The sequence below is a fragment of the Pseudarthrobacter leeuwenhoeki genome (assembly GCF_055412885.1).
In genome coordinates, this window is sequence record NZ_JBVAYY010000003.1 from 70,298 (window position 1) to 92,603 (window position 22,306).

Genomic DNA, 22,306 nt, shown 5'->3' on the forward strand with positions numbered 1-22,306 from the left:
GACCTGGCTGTCCCCACCGGGGCGTCAGGCCGGCGCCAGCGCCTTATTGAGTACGGCCCGGATCCGCTTCTCGGAGACCGAATAGGCGGTCCCAAGTTCGACGGCGAAGAGGCTCACCCGAAGCTCCTCAATCATCCAGCGCACCTGGGTTAACTCCGCGCCGGTCCGCCGGCCCGGGAGCAGCGCCGACACGGCGTCGTCGTAGTCGTCCTCCAGGGCCTGGACCGCGGCCATGTGCTGGGCGTCCCGCTGGACGTTGGTGGGGAGTTTCTCGAGGCGCTTCTCGATCGCGGCAAGATAGCGGGGCAGCTGGCTGAGCTGGCTGTAGCCCGTGCGTGCCACAAAACCGGGAAACACGAGCTGCTCCAACTGGCTCTTGACGTCGTTGAGGGCGCTGATCAGGGCCAGGCTTGTGGTGCCCCTGAGCGCCTTCTCGATCCGCCGGGTGCTGGCCAGGATCCGCTCCACGACAGCGGTGACTGTGAAGACCGTGTCGATCAGCTCGGCGCGGACCCTCTCGTACAGTGCGTTGAAGGACGCCTCGTCCCAGGGCAGCTCGGCCGGGGTGAGCTTGTCGATGGCGGCGAGGGCGCAGTCGGCAATCAGTGCCGTGACGGAACCGTGCGGGTTCTGGCTGAACGTGAGCTTCTCGGTGTTGTTCAGGTGTTCCAGGACGTAGCGGTCCGGCGGCGGCACCCTGAGGGCGAGCAGGCGGATGACGCCGCCGCGCATGGCCTGCTCCTGTTCGGAACGTGTCTGGAAGAGCCGCAGGGCCACGGACTCACCCTCATCCACGAGCGCAGGGTAGCCGGTCACGGTATGCCCCTTCACCGTGCCCTGGACCTGGCGCTGCAGTGTTCCGATGGACCAGGAGGTGAGCCCGGCCTGCTCGGCGAAACCGGCCGCGGATACAGCGGAAGCTGCGGTCCCGGGTGCCGCGCCGGGGGCCTGGGCTGCCGCCTTCCCGGTCGCTTTGCCGCTGGAGATCCCGCTGGACCTGCCGTTCGAGGAGGGTGCCGTCGTCGCGGGCGTGGCACCCAGCGACTCGGCGATCGCCCGGCGGGTGGCCGGTGCCAGCCGTTCCTGCAGCACCCCGAGGTCCTTGCCCTCGTCCAGGACCTTGCCCTGCGGGTCCACCACACGGAAACTGACCCGAAGGTGCGGCGGAACGGCATCCCAGTTCCAGGACTTCGGTGGGATGACCTGGCCGCGGAGCCGGCGCAGGACGAGCTCCAGGGAAGCCTCCAGCTCGTCGGTGGCCGGATCGAAGCCCGCCTCGAGGGCCGCAACGGCCTGCCGGGCGACGTCCGGGGCCGGCACGAAGTTCTTGCGCACCTGCTTGGGGAGCGACTTGATCAGGGCCGTGACGAGCTCCACCCGCTGGCCGGGGATCAGCCAGCGGAACGCCGCGTCGTCGAGCTGGTTCAGGAACAGCACGGGCACCTCGGCGGTGACGCCGTCGGACGGATTGGGCGGCGATCCGGGGGCCACCGGGTGGAACTCGTAGCTCAGCGGCAGCTCAAAGCCCTTGTGCAGCAGGGTCTTCGGGTAGGCCGAGTCATCCAGGGCATCGGCGTCTTCGCTGATCAGCAGCGCCTGGTCGAAGTCCAGCAGCGCGGGGTCCTGCTGCCGCGCGTCCTTCCACCACTTGTCGAAGTGCCGCTCGGACACGACGTCTTTGCCGAGCCGGGCATCGTAGAACTCGAAGAGAGTCTCGTCGTCCACCAGGATGTCCCGGCGCCGCATCCGGGCCTCAAGCTCCTCGACCTCAAGCAGCAGTGCCCGGTTGCGGTGGAAGAACTTGTGGTGGGTCTGCCAGTCGCCCTCGACCAGGGCGTGCCGGATGAACAGCTCCCGGCAGAGCTCCGGATCCACCCTGCCGTAGTTGATCCGGCGGCTCGGGATGATGGGCACGCCGTACAGTGTGACCTTCTCATGGGCCATCACCGAGCCCATCTTCTTGGACCAGTGCGGTTCGCTGTAGCTGCGCTTGACCAGGTCCGGTGCCACCTGCTCGACCCAGAGCGGATCGAATTTCGCCGCCACCCGGGCCCACAGCCGGCTCGTCTCGACGAGTTCCGCGGCCATCACGAAGGTGGGGGACTTCTTGAACAGGGCCGAGCCCGGGAAGATCGCGAAGCGGCTGCCGCGGGCGCCGGCGTACTCGCGCTTGCGCTCATCGAGGATGCCCACATGGCTCAGCAGGCCGGAGAGCAGGCTGATGTGGATACCTTCATGGTTGCCCACCGGATCGGCCAGGCGCTTGTTGTCCAGGCTGATGCCGAGCGGCCGGGCCAGCTGGCGCAGCTGCGCGAACAGGTCCTGCCACTCGCGGACCCGCAGGTAGTTGATGAACTCGGCGCGGCAGAGACGGCGGAAGGCCGTGGAGGAGAGCTCCTGCTGCTTCTCCTGGATGTAGTTCCAGAGGTTCAGGAAGCCGGTGAAGTCCGAGTTCTCGTCCCGGAATCGTGCGTGCTTCTCCGCGGCGAGCTGCTGCTTGTCGGTTGGGCGCTCGCGCGGGTCCTGGATGGTGAGCGCGGCGGCGAGGATCATGACCTCGCGGACGCAGCCGCGCTTGCCGGACTCGACGATCATCCGGCCGAGCCTCGGGTCCACGGGAAGCTGGGCGAGCTGCTGCCCGACGGCGGTCAGCCCGCCGCTGTTTCGTCCGCCATTACTGCCGCCGGCCGGCCGGCGGCCGGGGTGGCCGTCGCCGTCGCCCGTCTCCTCCTGCGGACGCGCGGCGCTCAGGGCGCCCAGCTCGCGCAGCAGGGTGACGCCGTCGTTGATGGCCCGGGAGTCCGGCGGCTCCACGAACGGGAAGTTCTCGACATCCTTCGGCCCGCGGGCGACGCCCATCGCGGTCATCTGGAGGATAACCGCGGCGAGGTTGGTGCGCAGGATTTCGGGGTCGGTGAACGGCGGCCGGGACTCGAAGTCCTCCTCCGAGTAGAGCCGGATGGCGATGCCGTCGGAGACGCGCCCGCAGCGGCCGGAGCGCTGGCTGGCGGAGGCCTGCGAGACCCGCTCGATCGGCAGGCGCTGGACCTTGGTGCGGTGCGAGTACCGCGAGATGCGGGCGGTGCCGGTGTCAATGACGTACTTGATGCCCGGAACCGTCAGGGAGGTCTCGGCGACGTTGGTGGCGAGCACGATCCTGCGTTTGCTGCCGGGATGGAACACCTTGTGCTGTTCCTGCAGGCTCAGCCGCGCGAAGAGCGGGAGCACCTCGGTGCCGGCCAGCTTCCGGTTCGACTGGATCCTGCCGTTGAGCGCCTCGGCGGCGTCACGGATTTCGCGTTCGCCGGAGAAGAAGATCAGGATGTCGCCGGGCGCCTCCTGCGCGAGTTCGTCGACGGCGTCGCAGACGGCGTCCAGCGGATCGCGGTCCTCTTCGAGTTCGTCGTCGGAGGCGGCAGCTGCAGCGTCGTCGGCGCTGTCACCGGCGGCCCCGCCGGCAGGCTGGGACAGCGGACGGTAGCGGATCTCGACCGGATAGGTGCGCCCGGAGACCTCGATGATGGGCGAGGGCTCCTCTTCGCTGCCGAAGTGCTTGGCGAAGCGCTGCGGATCGATGGTGGCCGAGGTGATGATGATCTTCAGGTCCGGCCGCTGCGGCAGGATCCGCTTGAGGTACCCGAGGATGAAGTCGATGTTGAGGCTGCGTTCATGGGCCTCGTCGATGATGATGGCGTTGTACCGGCGCAGCAGCTTGTCGCGCCGGATCTCGGCCAGCAGGATGCCGTCGGTCATGAGCTTGACCTTGGTGTTGCGTCCGACCTCCCCGGTGAAGCGGACCTGGAAGCCGACTTCCTGTCCGATCTCGACGCCGAGTTCCTCCGCGATGCGCTCTGCGACCGTGCGGGCGGCCAGCCGGCGCGGCTGCGTGTGGCCGATCAGCCCGTTCTCGCCCAGGCCAAGCTCCAGGCACATCTTCGGAATCTGGGTCGTCTTACCGGAACCGGTCTCGCCGGCGATGATGGTCACCTGGTTGGCCGCAATAGCGGCCATCAGGTCCTCGCGGCGCTCGGAGACCGGCAGCTCGGCGGGGTAGGAGATATGCAGTGTCATGGCTGCACACAGTCTACTGGGAACTGCCGGCGCGGCGGTTCCGGGTCAAAGAAGTGCCCGGTCCCTGTCGGGGCCGGGCAGCGGGTGGTGGACGGGCGCCGGTCGGGATGGTGGTGCGGGTGCTGCGGGCCCAGGAACTGCTCGAGACCACCGACCTGACCATCGACGAAAGCGCCCGCGAATCCGGGTTCGGCCACTCGGTGCTGTTACGGCACCACTACGCCAAGGTGCTGGACACCAGTCCGCAGTCCTACCGCCGCACCTTCCGCGGACACCTGGCCGCCGCAGTCTAGGGCAGGCAGCCGGGCAGCCCGTCCGACGGCGGCAGGGGCTCGGCCGCCGCTTTGGCTGTCTCGACGAGATCCCGCCAGGGTCCGGTGACGGCCTGTTCGGGCAGGGTGGCACGGTGCTGTCCGGCCCGGATGCTGTACTGGAACCGGTCCGGCTGGCCGGCGGCGGCACTCCGGCCGGACTTGGGGACGGCGTCCCACGGGCAGGCCTCAATGAGGGGCTGCCAGAGGTCCGTATCCTCCGGCGGCGTGGGCTGCACCGTCCACGTCCGCTTCATGCCTGCCATGCCGCCGCTGCGCTGGACAGTGATTTTCATCGGTCTCGGATCGTCAGGAGACAGTAACGTTCATGGCTCTCGGAACGCCGTGAGCCGGGTTACCGTCTGGCTCCAGGGAACTTTACCTTCACAGTTTCCCACGCGGACCGCACGGCGTCATGCTCCGGGGAATCCGCCCCGAACTGCTCCCTGGCGGAGGCGGCCGTGGCCTTGGCGAACGCCCCGAAGGTGGCGGTCGGGGACAGCGTGCCGCCGGTCAGCGTGTCGTACCAGATCCGGCCCGGCGCGTCCCACGCATTGCCGCCAAGCGCGGTGGCAGCCAGGAAGAACGCCCGGTTGGGGATCCCTGAGTTGAGGTGCACCCCGCCGTTGTCAGCGCTCGTGTGAACGTAGCCGTCCATGGAGTCCGGCTGCGGATCCTTGCCGAGTACGTCGTCGTCGTACGCCGTGCCCGGAGCCTTCAGGGAACGCAAAGCGGTCCCCTGCACCTGGTCCGTGAAGAGGCCCTCGCCGATCAGCCAACTGGCTTCCGCCGTCGACTGCTGCCGGACATGCTGCTCAACGAGTGCCCCAAATACATCTGACATCGATTCGTTCAGCGCTCCGGCCTGGTGGCGGTAGACCAGCCCCGCGGAATACTGGGTGACGCCGTGGGCGAGCTCGTGGCCGATCACGCTCAACGACTTCGTGAACCGCTGGAACACCTGTCCGTCGCCGTCGCCGAATACCATCTGCCGGCCGTCCCAGAACGCGTTGTCGTACAGTCGGCCGTAGTGGACCGTGGCCTCAAGGTGGAGGCCGTTGCCGTCGATCGAGTTCCGGCCGAAGGCTTCGGCATAGAGGCGGTGGGTGTGCCCCAGCCCGTCATAGGCCTCGTCGGCGGCGGGATCGCCGGTGGGCGGTTCCCCCTCTTTGCGGACCACGCTGCCGGGGAGTTGCTCGGCGAACTCGGCGTCGTAGACCGTCCGTTCCGGCGGGGCCGGCTGGGGTTCGCGCATTCCCGGATGGCTGCCGGGCCTTGGCACGGCGCGGGTCGCGTGGAAGCCCGGGACGTGGTGCAGGGCTTCCTTCGCCGCACGGGCGGCGTCGGAGAACTCCGGTTCGCGCTGGGCTGCCAGACGGCGGAGCATGTATGGAGGAATGATGGAACAGTGCATGTGAGACCCCTTAGTGCTTCGGCGGGATCCCGTGGTGGTGCGGCAACCGGCACCCAGTCCAGCCACCCGGCCGCCGGAACCCCGCTGCCGATGCAGACAGCCTACGAGCGTGCACCGACAATTGGCAGGGTGGCGCGCCTCATTCTTCCGCAACAGCGCGTCTGGTGCCGGCCTCCCCGGCTCCGGCCCGTACCTTCTACCCGGCCGCCCGGGGTGCCCCCGGGTTAAGGACGAACTCTTGCAGCATGGTCCATAGATTCGTGGTGGTCCAGTAGATCAGGACACCCACGGGGAAGAAGATGCCGCCCGCGCCGAAGACGATTGGCAACCCGGAGAGCACCGCTTTCTGCTGGCGCATGAACGGGCCGGCCGTCGACTCCGCGGAGACAGCCCACGCCGTGACCACGTCGCCGCCCCCGGGCGTGCCATGGAGCAGGAACGCGGAGAGCGGGACACCGAAGATGCTGGACTCGTCGAACTGAACCACCTGCTCGTGGCTCATCGCGCCGATGCCCGCACCGCTGGTGGCCGCCGTCGTAATGCCGGACAACACGGTGAAGAGCGCAAAGAAGAACGGCACCTGGATCAGCAGGGGCAGGCAGGCCGAGAGCGGGTTGGTGCCGTGCGTCCTGTAGAGGGCCATCTGTTCCTGCACCATGGCCTGGCGGGAGAGATGGTCCGTCCTGCCCTTGTACGTGTCCTGGAGCTTCTTCAAATCCGGCTGCAGCAGCCGCATGCCGCGCCGGGCCTTGATCTGCTTGACGAACACGGGAATCAGGGCGGCGCGGATGGCCAGCACCAGCCCAATGATGGACAGCGTCCACGTCCAGCCGCTGGCGGCGGGCATGCCGGGGGCGCTCAGGCCGTCATGGAGCCCCACCATGATGGCCGACACCAGCCACTGGAACGGAAACAGCAGCGCTGCACCGACGTCCATCCGATGCCCCCATTCGTAGGGCCGCAGCGCGGCCTTTGACCCTGCACCCTGTCAGCCAACACGAAAGAACCCCCAGAATCCATTGGATCCTAGGGGTTCTTGTGTGTGCCCTCGATTGGAATCGAACCAACGACCTTCTGCTCCGGAGGCAGACGCTCTATCCCCTGAGCTACGAGGGCAGTCAGGGTTCCTGCCGTTACCGGCGGGACGTCCTAGAGCTTAGCAGGAAGGTGGGCTCGAAGGGAAAATCGGCGCGCTCAGTAGCCCGCGAAGGAGTCCACATGGATCCTCCGTGCCCCGGCCCGCGATGTCCTGGACAAGTTCCTTCAGCGCGGCGCCGTCGACCCGGAGGTCAGCCGTGGGTGGGTTCGCCGGTGATCCGGTGGTCGGCGTGGTTGATGGTTTCGCGGATGAGCCGGACGAGGTGTCCGTCGTGCAGGGAGTAGATGACGTGGCGTCCGTCTTTGCGGGTGTCCACGAGTCCGCTGAGACGGAGTTTGGCCAGGTGCTGGCTGGCCACGGTCCGCGGCACCCCGGCTGCGGCGGTGAGCTCGGTGACGGTCTTGGGACCTTCGGCGAGCTGCCAGAGCAGGTGCAGGCGGGTCGGTTCCGCGAGCATCCGCAACGTGCCGGCGGCGGATTCCAGCAGTCGCGGTCCCGGGGTGACCGGATGGGCCAGGGACGGAATGTCAGGGGCGGGGACGGGTGCGCTGTCCGCGTGACTGCTCAACGTTCTGCTCCTTCCCTCGCCAGTTCCTTGCCTGCTGCGGGGTGGTGCGGCGGCCAGGACAGGAAGGCACCTGCACTGCCTATCATCGCAATAATTGTCAGCGCCACGGCGGCCCAGCCCAAACCGGCCATCGCCCCGACCCACCCGGCCAGCGGATACGTCAGGATGTAGCATGCGTGCGAGAGGGAGAACTGGGCCGTGAACACGTACGGCCGGGTCTCTTCCGTCGACGCGTCCCGCAGCAGCCGTGAGGAGGGTGTGAGGATGGTGGAGTTCGCGGCTCCCAGTACGAACCACAAGCCCAGCAGCAGCCACCAGCCAGACCCGGGGACGCCCAGCAGCGTCAGCGCCGCCGCGCCGGCCAGGACGAGCGGAATAACGGCGGCTCCGGAGAGCATCACGGCCCGGTCACCGAACCGGTCCAGGACCCGTGGCGCAGACAAGGCCACGATCATGGACCCGACACCGAAGCATGCCAGAGCCAGGGCGAGATCCGTGTCGGGCCGGTGCAGGACGTCCCGGACGTAGACCACCGTGTTGACCAGCACCAGCGCCGTCGGCGCCGCGACGACAAGGTTCAGGGCCAGCAGGGACCGGAGCCGGGGTTTCCGCCAGAAAATCCGGGCACCCAGGGTCGTCCGGTGCCACAAAGACGTCTGCGGGGGCCCGGAGACGGCGGCCCGCGGCAGGACAGTGATCGCGACCATTAAGGCCGAAAAGACGAACCCGCCAACGGTGCCCACGAAAAGGTTGTTGTAGCTGACCAGGGTCAGCAGCAGCGCGGCGATGGCCGGACTGACCAGGGCCTCCATGTCATAGGCCAGCCGGGACAGTGACAGCGCCCGGGTGTAGTCCTTCTCCTGGGTAAGGATGGACGGGATCAGGGACTGGAACGCCGGGGTAAACGTCGCCGACGCGGACTGGAGCAGGAAGATCACGACGTAGATGTGCCACACGTCGGTGATGAACGGCAGGCACATCGCCATCGCGGCACGGATCAGGTCCGCCCCGATCAGGACCCGTTTCTTCGGCCACCGCGCCACGAGGGCATTGATCACCGGAGCCAGGCCCACATAGGCAAGCATCTTGATCGTCAGCGCGGTGCCGAGCACGGCGCCGGCATTGCTGCCGGCCAGGTCGTACGCCAGCAGCCCCAGCGCAACGGTCAGCAGTCCAGTGCCAATCAGGGCCACGATCTGCGCGGCGAACAGCCGCCGGTAGGTCCCATTCCGCAGAACAGACAACATCAGCCAAACCCCTTAGGTACATACGTGCATGTCTATGCACTCATAATAGAGGGTTGTTTTTTGATCCTGCACCGGAGGCAGACGGGCCGCAGATTGCCGGTTTGGGTTGCCCATCCGGCTGCCGGCGCTGCGTCGGGGTTCGGTAGTGTCGGTTCATGGACAGCGGCACTTTGCTCAACTTCTTGCTGGTTCTCTTTTTTGTGCTGTTGGGAGGGGTCTTCGCCGGTACGGAAATGGCGTTGGTGTCCCTTCGCGAGAGCCAGGTGCGTCAGATAGAGAAGCTGGGGAAGGGCGGGGCCAGGACTGCCGCTTTGGCCCGGAATCCCAATCGATTCCTCTCAACTGTCCAGATTGGTGTGACGCTGTCGGGCTTCTTCTCAGCCGCTTATGGTGCTTCCACGATTGCACCCGACGTGGAACCCCTCCTGGAAGGACTGGGGTTGGGCCCCGCGGCAGAACCGGTGTCCTTTATCGGAATGACGTTGCTGGTGGCATATCTGTCCCTGGTGCTGGGTGAGCTGGTGCCCAAGAGGCTGGCGATGCAGAACGCGGTTGGCTTCACGAAGGTTCTGGCCCCTCCGCTGAACACCCTTGCGGAAATCATGCGACCCGTCATCTGGGGGCTGTCTGTCTCAACCAATGCCCTGGTCAAGCTCTTGGGCGGCGACCCGCACGCCAAACAGCAGAGCGTCAGCTCCGAGGAACTGTGGGACATGGTCGCGGAGAGCGACATGCTGGAAGAACACAGCCGAAACATCCTCAGTGACGTGTTTGGGGCCGGGGACCGCTCCCTCCACGAAGTCATGCGCCCCCGCACTGAGGTGGCATTCATCGACGGTGCACTGAGTATTGCGGCCGCCCGCAGCATCGTCAGGGATGGCCCGTACTCGCGCTATCCCGTGATTGGCCGGACCCCGGATGACGTGCTCGGATTCGTCCACCTTCGTGACCTGATGCCCCGCGGCGGCGAGTATGACGAGGGGACAGTGAAGAGCATTGTTCGTGAGATTCTTCCGCTGCCGGGAACGAACAGGGTGCTGCCTTCGCTGGCCAGAATGCGCAGACAGGGTCATCACATCGCGCTGGTGGTTGACGAGTATGGGGGCACGGACGGCATCGTCACCTTGGAGGATCTGGTCGAGGAACTGGTGGGTGAAATCTACGATGAGTTCGACACCGGAGCCGACCACGAGGATCGCGTGAGCGTAACCAACGGTTCTGTCGACGTCGACGGCGGCCTGATTCTGCAGGAGTTTGAGTCAGCGACCGGCATGGCACTGCCTGACGGGCATTACGAAACAGTCGCCGGATTTGTCATGGATCGTCTCGGCCGCCTGCCCCGGAACGGGGACCAGATGGAAGTGGCAGAGCACGTGTTGACGGTGGTCGCGATGGACGGCTTGCGCATTGGGCGGATCCGGGTCGCGCCCGTGACCGGCAACCCGCTGGAACCTTGAGCTGTCACTACCGGCGCCAAATTCCGCGACACTGCAGGCCACCGGTAGGCTGGAGCCGTGACCCCTGAAGAACTCTCCCTCGCCATATCCGCCTGCCTGAAGGACGCCGTCGCTGCCGGTGACATTGCCCTCTCCGCATCCGATGTCCCGGATGAGGTGCGCGTTGAGCGTCCGAAGAACCGGGACCACGGCGACTGGGCCACCAACATTGCCCTTCAGCTGGCCAAAACGGCGGGCACCAACCCCCGGGAGTTTGCCTCCGTCCTGAGTGCCCGGCTGAAGTCCATCGACGGGGTCTCCGCCGTCGACATCGCCGGTCCGGGGTTCCTGAACATCACCGTGGACGCTGCCGCCGCCGGTGCCCTGGCCAAGGCCATCGTCGAGGCCGGGCCGGAGTATGGAACCAACACCGCGCTCGCAGGCCACACGGTCAACATGGAATTCGTCTCCGCCAACCCCACCGGCCCGCTGCACATCGGCCACACCCGCTGGGCGGCCCTGGGCGACGCGATTGCCAGGGTCCTCCGGGCCTCCGGCGCCGACGTCACGGCCGAGTACTACATCAATGACGCCGGGTCGCAGATGGACGTCTTCGCCCACTCGGTCCTGTCCCGGCTCCACGGCCGCGGGGTCCCGGAGGGCGGCTACCCCGGCGAGTACATCGCCGATCTTGGCCACGAGGTGCTGACCCGGCACCCGGACATCCGCGAACTGACCGACGTCGCCGCGCTGCCGGTGATCCGCGGCGCGGCCTACAAGGCCCAGCTGCATGACATCAAGCGCACCCTGGCCGAGTTCGGCGTCGCCTTCGATGTCTACTTCTCCGAGCAGGAACTCCACGACGGCGGCGCGATCGAGGACGCCGTCGCGCGGCTCCGGGAGCAGGGACACGTGTACGACGACGGCGGCGCAGTCTGGCTGCGCACCACGGACTTCGGTGACGACAAGGACCGCGTGATGATCCGCGCGAACGGCGAGCCGACGTACTTCGCCGCCGACGCCGCCTACTACCTGTCAAAAAAGGACCGCGGTTACACCGAGAAAATCTACCTGCTCGGCGCGGACCACCACGGCTACATCAACCGGCTCAAGGCCATTGCGGCCGCCGCCGGGGACGACCCCGAGGTCAACATCGAGGTCCTGATCGGCCAGCTGGTCTCCGTCAACGGCGCCAAGCTCTCCAAGCGTGCCGGAAACATCATCGAGCTCAAGGACCTCATCTCCTGGCTGGGCAAGGACGCGGTCCGCTACTCGCTGGCACGTTTCCCGGCTGATTCGCCGCTGACCCTGGACCCGGAACTGCTCAAGAAGCACAGCAACGAGAACCCGGTGTTCTACGTCCAGTACGCGCACGCCCGTTCCCGCGGCACGGCCCGCAATGCCGTTGCCGCCGGGGTGCAGCGCCGTGTGGACGGCAAAGACTGCTTTGAAGCATCCCTGCTCGAGCACGCGACCGAGAACGAGCTGCTCTCCTACCTCGGCAGCTACCCCTCGATTGTGGCCAAGGCCGCCGAACTGCGCGAGCCGCACCGCGTGGCCCGCCACCTCGAGGTCGTCGCCGGCGCCTACCACCGCTGGTACGACGCCTGCCGTGTCGCGCCGCTCGGCGACGAGCCGATCACCGATCTCAACCGCACCCGTCTGTGGCTCAACGACGCCACGAGCCAGGTGCTGGCCAACGGGCTGGAACTACTGGGCGTCTCGGCGCCGGAACGGATGTAACCGCCATGACCACGAACCCGTCCACCACCGGCGGCGCGGCGTCCCCGCTCGCGCCGGAATGGCTGGCCGTCCCCGCTGACCTCAATGCCCTGCACGAGCCGCTGTGGGCCGCCGGGGCCGCCCGGAACGACACCGGCGAACTGGCCATTGACGGCATCACCGTCAGCGAGCTCCAGCGCCAGTTCGGCACGCCCCTGTTCGTGATGAGCGAGAACGACTTCCGGGCCCGTGCCCGCGCCTTTTCCGACGCCTTCAACGACGCCTTCGCTGACATCTGCGGGGGTGTGGACGTCTACTACGCCGGCAAGTCCTTCCTGTGCACGGCAGTGGTCCGCTGGGTGGAGGAAGAGGGGCTGCGGCTGGATACGGCCTCCGGCGGCGAACTTGCCGTCGCCGTCCGCGCCGGGATCCCCGGCCCTGACGTCGCGCTCCACGGCAACAACAAGTCCGACGGCGAGATCCACCGGGCGCTGGATCTGAAACTGGGGCGGATCGTGGTCGACAGCCTCGCCGAACTCGAGCGCGTCGCGAAGATTGCCGGCGCCCGCGGTGAAACCGCGAAGGTCATGCTGCGGCTGACCCCGGGCGTGCACGCGCACACCCACGAATTCATCGCCACGGCCCACGAGGACCAGAAATTCGGCCTCTCCATGGCCGGGGACTCCACCGAGCAGGCCGGGCTGTCCGCAGCCGAGGAAGCCGTGGCCGCGGCGTCGGGCCACCCCAGCATCGAACTGCTGGGCCTGCACTGCCACATCGGATCGCAGATCTTCGAACCCGACGGCTTCGCCCTCGCCGCGGAGAAGCTGCTGGACTTCCTCGCCGCGATGCAGGCCAAGTACTCGATCGAGCTCCCCGAGCTTGACCTCGGCGGCGGCTACGGCATCGCCTACACGGCCGTGGACACCCCGCGCCCGGCCGCCGAAATCGCCCAGGCGATGGCCGCCGTCGTCCGCTCCAAATGCGCTGAGCTGGGGATTTCCGCCCCGCGCATTTCGATCGAGCCGGGCCGTGCGATCGTCGGCAGCACCACCTTCACGCTCTACGAAGTAGGCACCCTGAAGACGGTCCGGGTCGATGCGCCGGCCGCCGGCAGCGGAGAACCCGGCGAAAACGTTACGTACCCGCGCCGGTATGTGTCGGTGGACGGCGGCATGAGCGATAACCCGCGTCCCGTGCTGTACGACGCGGATTACTCGGCGATTCTGGCCTCCCGGGCGTCGGACGCAGCCCCGCAGCTTTCCCGGGTTGTGGGCAAACATTGCGAGAGCGGCGACATAGTTGTTAGAGATGTATACCTGCCCGAGGACGTGGCAGCCGGTGATCTGCTCGCTGTACCGGGCACCGGCGCTTACTGCTGGGCCCTGTCAAGCAACTACAACTATCTGGCCCGGCCGGGCGTTGTCGCTGTGCGCGACGGATCTGCCCGGCTCATTGTCCGCGGGGAAACCGAAGAAGATCTGCTCAACCGCGACATGGGAGTCTGAATGACTGAATTGCGAACCCTGAAAGTAGCCCTGCTGGGCTGTGGCAACGTCGGGGCCCAGGTTGCGCGGATTCTCCTGGACGATGCCGACATGCTGGCCTCGCGCGCCGGCGCCCGCCTGGAGCTGGCCGGCATCGCCGTGCGAAACCTCGACGCACCCCGTGACGTTGAACTGCCCCGCGGACTGTTCACCACCGACGCCGAGGCCCTGGTCAAGGACGCCGATCTGGTGATCGAGCTGATGGGCGGGATCGAACCCGCGCGGACCCTGATCCTGACCGCCATGCGCAGCGGCGCCTGCGTGGTCACCGGCAACAAGGCCCTGGTAGCCAAAGATGGTCCGACGCTCCACGAGGAAGCGGACAAGGCCGGTGTGCAGCTGTCCTACGAGGCCGCCGTTGCCGGCGCGATCCCCATCCTGCGGCCCATCCGGGACAGCCTCTCCGGCGACCGGATCACCCGGGTGCTCGGCATCGTCAACGGAACCACCAATTTCATCCTGGACCAGATGGATTCCACCGGGGCGCAGTTCGCTGACGCCCTGGACCAGGCCCAGCGCCTGGGCTACGCGGAAGCCGACCCCACCGCCGACGTCGAGGGCCACGATGCCGCCTCCAAGGCCGCGATCCTTGCCTCGCTGTCCTTCCACACCCGCTTCTCCCTGGACGACGTGTACTGCGAGGGCATCAGCTCCGTCACGGCCGCCGACATCGCCGCGGCGAAGGACGCCGGGTTCGTGATCAAGCTGCTGGCGATCGCCGAGAAGCTCCCCGCCGCAGGCACGGAAACAGCCGACGGGAGCGCCGGCGTGTCCGTCCGCGTGCACCCGACCCTGCTGCCGCGCGAACACCCGCTGGCAGCGGTGCGCGGAGCGTTCAACGCCGTCTTCATCGAGGCCGAAAACGCCGGTGAGCTGATGTTCTACGGCCAGGGCGCCGGCGGCAAACCGACCGCCTCCGCCGTGATGGGCGACCTCATCTCCGCTGCCCGCAGCATCGTCCTGGGCGGTCCCGGCCGCGCAGAGACCACAACGGGCCAGGTGCCCGCGCTTCCCATCACCGCCGCTGTCACCAGCTACTACATCGGCCTCGATGTTGCGGACCAGCCCGGTGTGCTGGCCAGGATCGCCCAGCTCTTCGCCGAGCACGGCGTTTCCATTGAAATCATGCGGCAGACGATCCACCGGGATGCTGATTCCAATACCGAATCGGCGGAACTCCGGATCGTGACCCACCGCGCAAGCGAGGCTGCACTGGCAGCCACCGTCGAGGCCGTCAAGGGCCTGGACGTCATCAATTCCGTTACATCCGTACTGCGGGTAGAAGGAGTCTAAGTGGCTCACCAATGGCGCGGCGTTATCCGCGAATACGCTGAACGACTGCCGGTCACCGAGGCGACCAAGGTCATCACTCTGGGGGAGGGCGGGACCCCGCTGGTTTACGCGCAGCAGCTTTCCGCGCTCACCGGCAGTGAGGTGTACCTCAAGGTCGAGGGGATGAACCCGACCGGCTCCTTTAAGGACCGCGGCATGACCATGGCCATGACGGCTGCGGTTGCCTCCGGGGCCAAGGCCGTGGTCTGCGCCTCCACGGGAAACACCTCGGCCTCTGCTGCCGCGTATGCCACCGCGGCCGGACTCACCTGCGTGGTGCTGGTGCCCGAAGGCAAGATCTCGATGGGGAAGCTGAGCCAGGCGATCGCGCACGGCGCAACCCTGCTGCAGGTCGACGGCAACTTCGACAACTGCCTCGACATTGCCCGCAAGCTGGGGGAGTCCTACCCGGTGTTCCTGGTCAACTCGGTCAACCCGGCCCGGATCGAGGGCCAGAAAACCGGCGCCTTCGAGGTGGTCGACTGGCTCGGCGACGCCCCGGACTACCACGTGCTCCCGGTGGGCAACGCCGGCAACATTACCGCGTACTGGAAGGGCTACAAGGAATACTGCGCGCCGTTCGAGTCCGCCACCGCCGGAACACTGGCCGCAGTCTCCACCAGGACCCCGGTCATGTGGGGCTTCCAGGCCGCCGGCGCGGCACCGTTCGTCGCCGGCCACCCGATCACGGAACCTGACACGATTGCGACCGCCATCCGGATCGGCAACCCCGCATCATGGGACTTCGCCATCGCCGCGCGCGACGAGTCCGGCGGCGTGATCGAAGCGGTGACGGACGAGGAAATCCTGTCCGCCCACCGCTGGCTGTCCGCCCGTGAAGGCGTTTTCGTCGAGCCGGGCTCCGCCGCCGGCGTCGCCGGCCTGATCAAGAAGCACGCTGCCGGCGAAGTGCCGGCCGGCAAGACCATCGTCATCACGGTCACCGGCCACGGACTCAAGGACCCGCAGTGGGCGCTCCGCACCGAGGACGGCAGCGAGGTGCAGCCCGTCAAGGTCTCGAACGACGTGGTCACCGTGGCCACGGCCCTGGGACTGGAAGAAAAGTAACCGTGGAAACCACCCTCACCATCCCGGCCGAGTCCGCCGCCGACACGCCGGCGGTTCCGGCCGGGCAGCTCGTCACCGTCCGCGTGCCGGCCACCAGCGCGAACCTCGGCCCCGGGTATGACAGCCTCGGCCTGGCGCTGACGCTGTTCGACACGCTGACGGTGGAAACCCTGGACAGCGGCGAGTTGGAATTCGAGCTCAGCGGTGAAGGGGCGGAATCCCTGCCCCGCGATGCCAGCCATTTGGTGGTCAGGGCCATTACAGAGGCCCTGCACCGCCTGGGCTTCCGGCACGACGGCCTTCGGATCACGGCCGACAATATCAATCCGCACGGCCGCGGCCTGGGCTCCTCCGCCTGTGCCGTCGTCGCCGCGGTGACCGCCGCCAATGCCCTGGTTCCGGAGGCGGCGCGCCGGGGCAAGGACTGGGTCCTGCAGCTCACCAGTGAGATGGAAGGGCACCCGGACAACGTCGCACCCGCGATATTCGGCGGTCTGGCGCTGTCATGGCAGGACAGTGACCAGTACAGCAGCACCTGCGCGGCGGTCGCCTCCGCGGTCATTCCGGTGGTTGCCGTGCCGGACTTTGAACTCTCCACCGACACCGCACGGGCGCTGCTGCCTGCCTCGGTGGGCCACCACGCCGCGGCGATGAACTCCGGCCGCGCGGCCCTGCTGATCCACGCCCTGACGCAAAAGCCGGAATTTCTGCTGGCCGGCACCGAGGACTACCTGCACCAGAGCTACCGCGCCGAGGCCATGCGCCCCAGCGCGGACCTGATCGCGGCGCTGCGGCGGGCGGGTTTTGCCGCCGTCGTCTCCGGCGCCGGACCGACCGTGCTGGTCCTCGCCAACGGGGAGGCCCAGGCCGAGGCCGCCGTCGGGTTCATCGGCACCTTCACGTCCGGCAACACGCCGGACGTGGGCTGGCGTGTGATGAAGCTGGCTGTGGACGTTGAAGGTGCTAAAGTGGAAGTGCACCGGCGGTAATCACGCAGGCAGTAATTCAGTCATTGTCACTAACCTGTCAGTAGCTCAGTCACTGTTCAAAAGACCGCGATGTTGGCCCAGTTCCCGCTCTCATCTTTCACTGCGCAATATTGTCCGGTGCCACCTGCTTTTGGTCTGACGCAGGAATCCGCAGAAACAATCTCTGCACCCCTGAAAAGTCAGCCCGCCGTTCCTTATCGTCCGGAACGCGCCAGGTGGAGCTGTATCCGGCCGTGCTGGCCAATATCCATCCGGCAAGGCCGAAATCCCGGCTGCAGATCTGAACTGCAGCCCAGATCAAATCATCGCGTCCAGCTCCTAGCCTGGACGCCGTCGAGGGGGAAGGATCCTTCGTGACCGAAACCACTGAGCTGTCTTCAGCTGTGGAAACATCATCTTCTGCTGCCGGATCGTCTACGGCAGCACCCGCTAAGAGCAGCGGCCTCGCCGGCCTCAAGCTCGCCCAGCTCCAGGCTCTTGCCAGCCAGCTGGGGATTTCCGGCGGTTCGCGGATGCGGAAGGGCGACCTTGTGTCGGCCATTTCCGCCCACCGTGCCGGTACCCCGGTGAGCAAGGCTCCGGCCCGCGCTGCTGAAAAGGCGACCGACAACCGTACCGTCGCCCAGGCTGCGGCGCCTGCTGCCGCCGACTCCGAGGCCCCGGCCCAGGAGAACCCGCGTGCCCGCGGGCGTGGCCGCAGCCGCCGCGCCGGCAGCGACGGCGTCATCACGACTCCCGCCGCCGAGGCACCCGCAGCCGCTCCGTCCGTGGAGGCCCCCGCGGCGTCCGCAGAGGCTGGTTCGGCCGAGAACGGCTCTGCCGCTGCTGGTTCTGCCGCTTCGGCTGAAGGCGGGGACCGCACCCGCCAGCCGCGCACCCGCAACCGCCGCCGCGGCGAAGCCGCCGCGCAGGCCGGAGGCCAGGTTCCGGAACAGTCTGCCGGTCAGGGCGCAGCCCCGACCGCTGTCGAGGCCCCGGCCGAACAGCGTCAGGCTGAGCCGCGCACGGAACAGCGCACTGAACAGCGCCAGGCGGAGCAGGGCAGCGAAGACGGCCAGCGCCGGGACGGCACCCGCACCCGCGGCGGCCGCGACGAGGCTGCAGGCACCCGCGACAACGCCCGCGACACCCGCGACAACAACCGCGACAGTGACGACAGCGACGGCGGCAGCCGCCGGAACCGCCGGAACCGGCGTGACCGCAACGACCGTCCCGAGCGCTCCGAGCGCTCCGGCGGGCAGGACAGCCGCGACAACACCTCGCGCAACGACCGCTTCCGCGACCGCAACGACCGCCGTCGGGGACGCGTGCAGGGACCGGACGTCGACGACGTCGAGGTCACCGAGGACGACGTCCTGCTGCCCGTCGCCGGCATCCTGGACGTGCTGGAGAACTACGCGTTCATCCGCACCTCCGGCTACCTGCCGGGCCCGAACGACGTCTACGTCTCGCTCGCCCAGGTCAAGAAGTCCAACCTGCGCAAGGGTGACGCCGTCGTCGGTGCCATCCGTGCACCGCGTGAAGGTGAGGCCCAGCCGTCGAACCAGCAGCAGACCGCGCGGCAGAAGTTCAACGCCCTGGTCCGCGTCACCTCGGTCAACGGCAAGACCCCCGAGGAACTCAAGGACCGCGTCGAATTTGCGAAGCTCGTCCCGCTGTACCCCTCCGAGCGCCTGCGCCTCGAGACGGACCCGAAGAAGATCGGCCCCCGCGTCATCGACCTGGTTGCCCCGATCGGCAAGGGCCAGCGCGGCCTGATCGTTTCGCCGCCGAAGGCCGGCAAGACGCTCATTCTCCAGTCCATCGCCAACGCCATCACCATCAACAATCCTGAGGTCCACCTCATGATGGTGCTCGTTGACGAACGCCCTGAAGAAGTCACTGACATGCAGCGCACCGTCAAGGGTGAGGTCATTGCCTCCACCTTCGACCGTCCCGCCGACGACCACACCACCGTGGCCGAGCTCTCCATCGAGCGTGCCAAGCGCCTCGTGGAAATGGGCATGGACGTGGTGGTTCTCCTCGATTCGATGACCCGCCTGGGCCGTGCCTACAACCTGGCGGCGCCGGCATCCGGCCGTATCCTCTCCGGCGGCGTCGACTCCGCAGCGCTGTACCCGCCGAAGCGTTTCTTCGGTGCAGCCCGCAACATCGAAAACGGTGGATCACTGACCATCCTGGCCACCGCGCTCGTCGAGACCGGTTCCAAGATGGACGAGGTCATCTTCGAAGAGTTCAAGGGCACGGGCAACATGGAACTGCGCCTGTCCCGCCAGCTTGCGGACAAGCGCATCTTCCCGGCCGTGGACGTCAACGCGTCCGGTACCCGCCGTGAGGAAAACCTGCTGTCCCCCGAGGAAGTCAAGATCATGTGGAAGCTGCGCCGCGTCCTTTCCGGACTCGAAACACAGCAGAGCCTTGAGCTGCTGACCAATAAGATCCGGGAGACCCAGAGCAACGTCGAGTTCCTCATGCAGGTGCAGAAGACGACGCTTGGTGCGAAGTCCGATAACGACAAGTAGCGACGCGTAACCGCTCGGACAGTGGCGGGCCTTCAGGGCCGCCACTGTCCCGGGCGGTTGTTGCGTTAACCGGGTACCCCGCGTCAGAAAACAACGCGGGGTCACCTGGAGCCCATGAGGGCCCTTGGCATGGGCGGTAAGTGACCCCGCGTTGCAGTAACTAGACTTGGAAGAGTCGAAAGAGGTTTTGAAAATGTTTGAGTCCGTACAGGGCCTGTTGGATGAGCATGACGCTATCCAGGCACAGCTTGGAGATCCTGCTGTTTATGCTGACCAGAAGCTGGCCCGGAAGCTGGGGCGGCGTTCTGCTCAGCTGAACGGCATTGTCGAGGCATACCATGCCTGGCACGGCATCGAGGACGACCTTGCGGCTGCCAGGGAAATGGCGGGGGAGGACCCCGAGTTTGCGGCCGAGGTGCCCGAGCTTGAGGCTGCCCTGGAGACGGCTGCGGCCAAGCTGCGCCGGCTGCTGATCCCGCGCGACCCGGACGATGCCCGCAACGTGATCCTCGAAGTCAAGGGCGGCGAAGGCGGCGACGAGGCTGCCCTGTTCGCGGCCGACCTGCTGCGGATGTACACCCGGTACGCGGAATCCCGCGGCTGGAAGACCGAGATGATCTCCGCCAACGAATCGGACCTGGGCGGTTACAAGGACGTCCAGGTGGCCATCAAGGGCAACTCGAACGATCCGGCCGAGGGCGTCTATGCGCGGCTCAAGTTCGAAGGCGGCGTGCACCGTGTGCAGCGCGTTCCCGTGACGGAATCCCAGGGCCGCATCCACACCTCCGCGGCCGGCGTGCTGGTGCTCCCGGAAGTTGACGAGCCCGAAGAACTTGAGATCAACCAGAACGACCTCAAGATCGACGTCTACCGTTCCTCCGGCCCCGGCGGCCAGTCCGTGAACACCACCGACTCCGCCGTCCGGATCACCCACCTTCCCACCGGAATCGTGGTGGCCATGCAGAACGAGAAGTCGCAGCTGCAGAACCGCGAAGCCGGCATGCGCGTCCTCCGCGCCCGCATCCTGGCGCACCAGCAGGAGCAGATCGACGCCGAGAACTCGGCCCAGCGCAAGTCGCAGATCCGCACCATGGACCGCTCGGAGCGCATCCGGACCTACAACTACCCGGAAAACCGGATCGCGGACCACCGCACCGGCTACAAGGCCTACAACCTGGACCAGGTCATGAACGGCGACCTGGAACCGGTCATCCAATCGGCCATCGAGATGGACGAACAGGCCCGCCTCGACGCCATCGGCGACTGATCCCGGCCCGCACAGTGATGACAGAAGGAGCCGGGCTGAGCCTTGCGGAAGCGGTCCGCGAGGCCACCGCCGTCCTGGCCGCCGCGGGCGTCCCGAGTCCCCGGGCCGACGCCGAACTCCTCGCCGAACACTTGCTCGGCGTCGGGCTCGGCCGGCTCCGCGCCCTGATGCTCGGAGACACCCCGGCCCCGAACGGTTACCAGGAGCTCATCGACGAGCGCGCACGGCGCATTCCGCTGCAGCACATCACCGGCGTCGCGCATTTCCGCTACCTCGAGCTGGCCGTCGGCCCGGGAGTGTTCATTCCCCGGCCGGAAACCGAATCCGTCGTGCAGCTTGTGATTGACAGGCTGCAGGGCCTGGCACATCCCAAGGTGGTGGATCTTGGCACCGGGTCCGGGGCCATCGCCGGCTCGATCGCGCGCGAGGTTCCCGGCGCGGAGGTTCACGCCGTCGAATTCAGCGAGTTTGCCCACGCCTGGGCTGTACGGAACCTGCTGCCGCTCGGCGTCCACCTGATCCGCGGGGATCTGCGCGATGCCCTGCCGGAGCACAACGGGACGTTCGACGCCGTCGTCTCCAATCCGCCGTACATTCCCGCCGATGCGGTCCCCAACGAACCCGAAGTGGCACTGCACGATCCCCCCGAGGCACTGTACGGCGGGGGAGCGGACGGCATGGAACTTCCGACGGCGGCCGCGGCCTCCGCGGCCCGGCTGCTGGTTCCCGGCGGCTACTTCGTGATGGAACACGCCGAAGTGCAGGCCGGCTGGATCGCCGCGATGCTGGAACGCTCCGGGGTGTGGGCCGCGGTGGCCACCCATCGTGACCTCAACGGCAGGGACCGGGCCACCAGCGCCGTCCTTGCCGACCCGGCCGCCTCCCGGTGAACCGGGCAACGCACAAAGTGATGAAAGAATGGGCCAGTGACGACTAGCTACGATTGCGCGGCAGCTGAGCAACGAGCTGCCGGACTTGAACATGCCCAGCGGGCGATCCGGGACCACAAGTGCGTGGTCTTCCCGACGGACACCGTGTACGGGATCGCCGCCGATGCGTTCTCGCCCCTCGCGGTGACCATGCTGCTGGCGTCGAAAGGCCGCAGCCGGAAAATGCCGCCGCCGGTCCTCATCCCTAGGCTCAATGCCCTTGACGGACTCGCCACGGACGTTCCGCCCGAGGCCCGGCGCCTGGCCGAGGCGTTCTGGCCGGGCGGACTCACGCTGATCCTGCATGCCCAGCCGTCCCTGGACTGGGATCTCGGCGAAACCAAGGGCACCGTCGCCCTGCGGATCCCCGCCGACGACGTCGCCCAGGACCTGCTGACGCTCACCGGGCCACTGGCCGTCTCCTCGGCGAACCGCACGGGCCAGGCGGCGGCGCTGACCGCCGCCGAGGCCGAAGCCCAGCTCGCAGAGTCAGTGGAGGTCTACCTCGAAGGCGGGCCACGTCCGGCCGAGGGCGCCGACGCCCTGCCGTCCACCATCGTTGATGCCACCGCCGTGCCGCTGCGGGTGGTCCGCCAGGGCGCCATCAGCCTGGCACGGCTCCGCGAGGTTGTCCCGGCAGTGCTTGGAATAGGAGAGGAACCCTCCGCCGTCGAACCCCCGGAAACCACGACCGAAACCCCCGACACCGCGACCGAAACCCCCTCAGGCAGCAACCCTGACAGCAGCGGCGCACCCGTCCCCGACGATTCCCCAAGGAACTGAC

General features: G+C 67.3%; 16 protein-coding genes, 1 tRNA gene and 1 pseudogene. 11 read left to right on the plus strand and 7 right to left on the minus strand.

Going from position 1 to position 22,306, the window contains the following annotated elements; translation table 11 throughout:
- Nucleotides 1–24: 24 nt before the first annotated feature.
- The gene (gene hrpA, locus ACZYX4_RS03405; protein WP_463873669.1) at nucleotides 25–4,071 is read right to left on the minus strand and encodes an ATP-dependent RNA helicase HrpA; all 4,047 of its coding nucleotides are present in this window, start codon (nucleotides 4,069–4,071) and stop codon (nucleotides 25–27) included.
- Nucleotides 4,072–4,187: 116 nt separating this feature from the next.
- Here hrpA and ACZYX4_RS03410 point away from each other — a divergent pair.
- Nucleotides 4,188–4,364: pseudogene (locus ACZYX4_RS03410) on the plus strand (AraC family transcriptional regulator); the annotation flags it as partial.
- Here the strand turns inward: ACZYX4_RS03410 and ACZYX4_RS03415 are convergent.
- From ACZYX4_RS03415 to ACZYX4_RS03440, 6 genes are all read right to left on the minus strand, one after another.
- Nucleotides 4,361–4,678 (minus strand): protealysin inhibitor emfourin, encoded by a 318-nt coding sequence (locus tag ACZYX4_RS03415; RefSeq protein WP_463873670.1) that lies wholly within the window; start codon nucleotides 4,676–4,678, stop codon nucleotides 4,361–4,363. The pseudogene ACZYX4_RS03410 and the gene ACZYX4_RS03415 sit on opposite strands and share 4 nt — an antisense overlap.
- A 59-nt stretch (nucleotides 4,679–4,737) precedes the next feature.
- Entirely contained in the window at nucleotides 4,738–5,796 is a 1,059-nt protein-coding gene (locus ACZYX4_RS03420; RefSeq protein ID WP_463873671.1) for a M4 family metallopeptidase, read from the minus strand.
- A 196-nt stretch (nucleotides 5,797–5,992) separates the two neighbouring features.
- Nucleotides 5,993–6,733, minus strand: coding sequence for a membrane protein insertase YidC (gene yidC / locus ACZYX4_RS03425; RefSeq protein ID WP_463873672.1), 741 nt, complete (start codon nucleotides 6,731–6,733; stop codon nucleotides 5,993–5,995).
- A gap of 106 nt (nucleotides 6,734–6,839) precedes the next feature.
- A tRNA-Arg gene (locus tag ACZYX4_RS03430) sits at nucleotides 6,840–6,912 on the minus strand.
- 173 nt (nucleotides 6,913–7,085) lie between these two features.
- The gene (locus ACZYX4_RS03435; RefSeq protein WP_463873674.1) at nucleotides 7,086–7,463 is read right to left on the minus strand and encodes an ArsR/SmtB family transcription factor; all 378 of its coding nucleotides are present in this window, start codon (nucleotides 7,461–7,463) and stop codon (nucleotides 7,086–7,088) included.
- Nucleotides 7,460–8,710: an MFS transporter gene (locus ACZYX4_RS03440; protein ID WP_463873675.1), complete on the minus strand. Its 1,251-nt coding sequence runs from the start codon at nucleotides 8,708–8,710 to the stop codon at nucleotides 7,460–7,462. The genes ACZYX4_RS03435 and ACZYX4_RS03440 overlap by 4 nt, the downstream gene beginning before the upstream one ends.
- Nucleotides 8,711–8,865: 155 nt before the next feature.
- On the opposite strand from ACZYX4_RS03440, the gene ACZYX4_RS03445 reads away from it, so the two are divergent.
- The 10 genes from ACZYX4_RS03445 (at nucleotide 8,866) to ACZYX4_RS03490 (ending at nucleotide 22,305) form a co-directional block, all read left to right on the plus strand.
- Complete coding sequence (locus tag ACZYX4_RS03445) at nucleotides 8,866–10,167, plus strand: hemolysin family protein (protein ID WP_463873677.1); 1,302 nt, start codon at nucleotides 8,866–8,868, stop codon at nucleotides 10,165–10,167.
- A gap of 57 nt (nucleotides 10,168–10,224) precedes the next feature.
- Entirely contained in the window at nucleotides 10,225–11,889 is a 1,665-nt protein-coding gene (argS, locus tag ACZYX4_RS03450; RefSeq protein WP_463873679.1) for an arginine--tRNA ligase, read from the plus strand.
- A 5-nt stretch (nucleotides 11,890–11,894) separates the two neighbouring features.
- Complete coding sequence (gene lysA / locus ACZYX4_RS03455) at nucleotides 11,895–13,376, plus strand: diaminopimelate decarboxylase (protein WP_463873680.1); 1,482 nt, start codon at nucleotides 11,895–11,897, stop codon at nucleotides 13,374–13,376.
- Nucleotides 13,377–14,708: a homoserine dehydrogenase gene (locus tag ACZYX4_RS03460; protein ID WP_463873681.1), complete on the plus strand. Its 1,332-nt coding sequence runs from the start codon at nucleotides 13,377–13,379 to the stop codon at nucleotides 14,706–14,708.
- Entirely contained in the window at nucleotides 14,709–15,815 is a 1,107-nt protein-coding gene (gene thrC, locus ACZYX4_RS03465; protein WP_463873682.1) for a threonine synthase, read from the plus strand.
- Nucleotides 15,816–15,817: 2 nt separating this feature from the next.
- Nucleotides 15,818–16,804 (plus strand): homoserine kinase, encoded by a 987-nt coding sequence (thrB, locus tag ACZYX4_RS03470; protein ID WP_463873683.1) that lies wholly within the window; start codon nucleotides 15,818–15,820, stop codon nucleotides 16,802–16,804.
- A gap of 353 nt (nucleotides 16,805–17,157) precedes the next feature.
- Nucleotides 17,158–19,326, plus strand: coding sequence for a transcription termination factor Rho (rho, locus tag ACZYX4_RS03475; protein ID WP_463873684.1), 2,169 nt, complete (start codon nucleotides 17,158–17,160; stop codon nucleotides 19,324–19,326).
- Nucleotides 19,327–19,519: 193 nt separating this feature from the next.
- Nucleotides 19,520–20,593, plus strand: coding sequence for a peptide chain release factor 1 (prfA, locus tag ACZYX4_RS03480; RefSeq protein WP_463873686.1), 1,074 nt, complete (start codon nucleotides 19,520–19,522; stop codon nucleotides 20,591–20,593).
- Nucleotides 20,594–20,610: 17 nt separating this feature from the next.
- Nucleotides 20,611–21,483 (plus strand): peptide chain release factor N(5)-glutamine methyltransferase, encoded by an 873-nt coding sequence (prmC, locus tag ACZYX4_RS03485; RefSeq protein ID WP_463873688.1) that lies wholly within the window; start codon nucleotides 20,611–20,613, stop codon nucleotides 21,481–21,483.
- 36 nt (nucleotides 21,484–21,519) lie between these two features.
- Complete coding sequence (locus ACZYX4_RS03490) at nucleotides 21,520–22,305, plus strand: L-threonylcarbamoyladenylate synthase (RefSeq protein ID WP_463873689.1); 786 nt, start codon at nucleotides 21,520–21,522, stop codon at nucleotides 22,303–22,305.
- The last annotated feature ends 1 nt before the right edge of the window (nucleotide 22,306 follow it).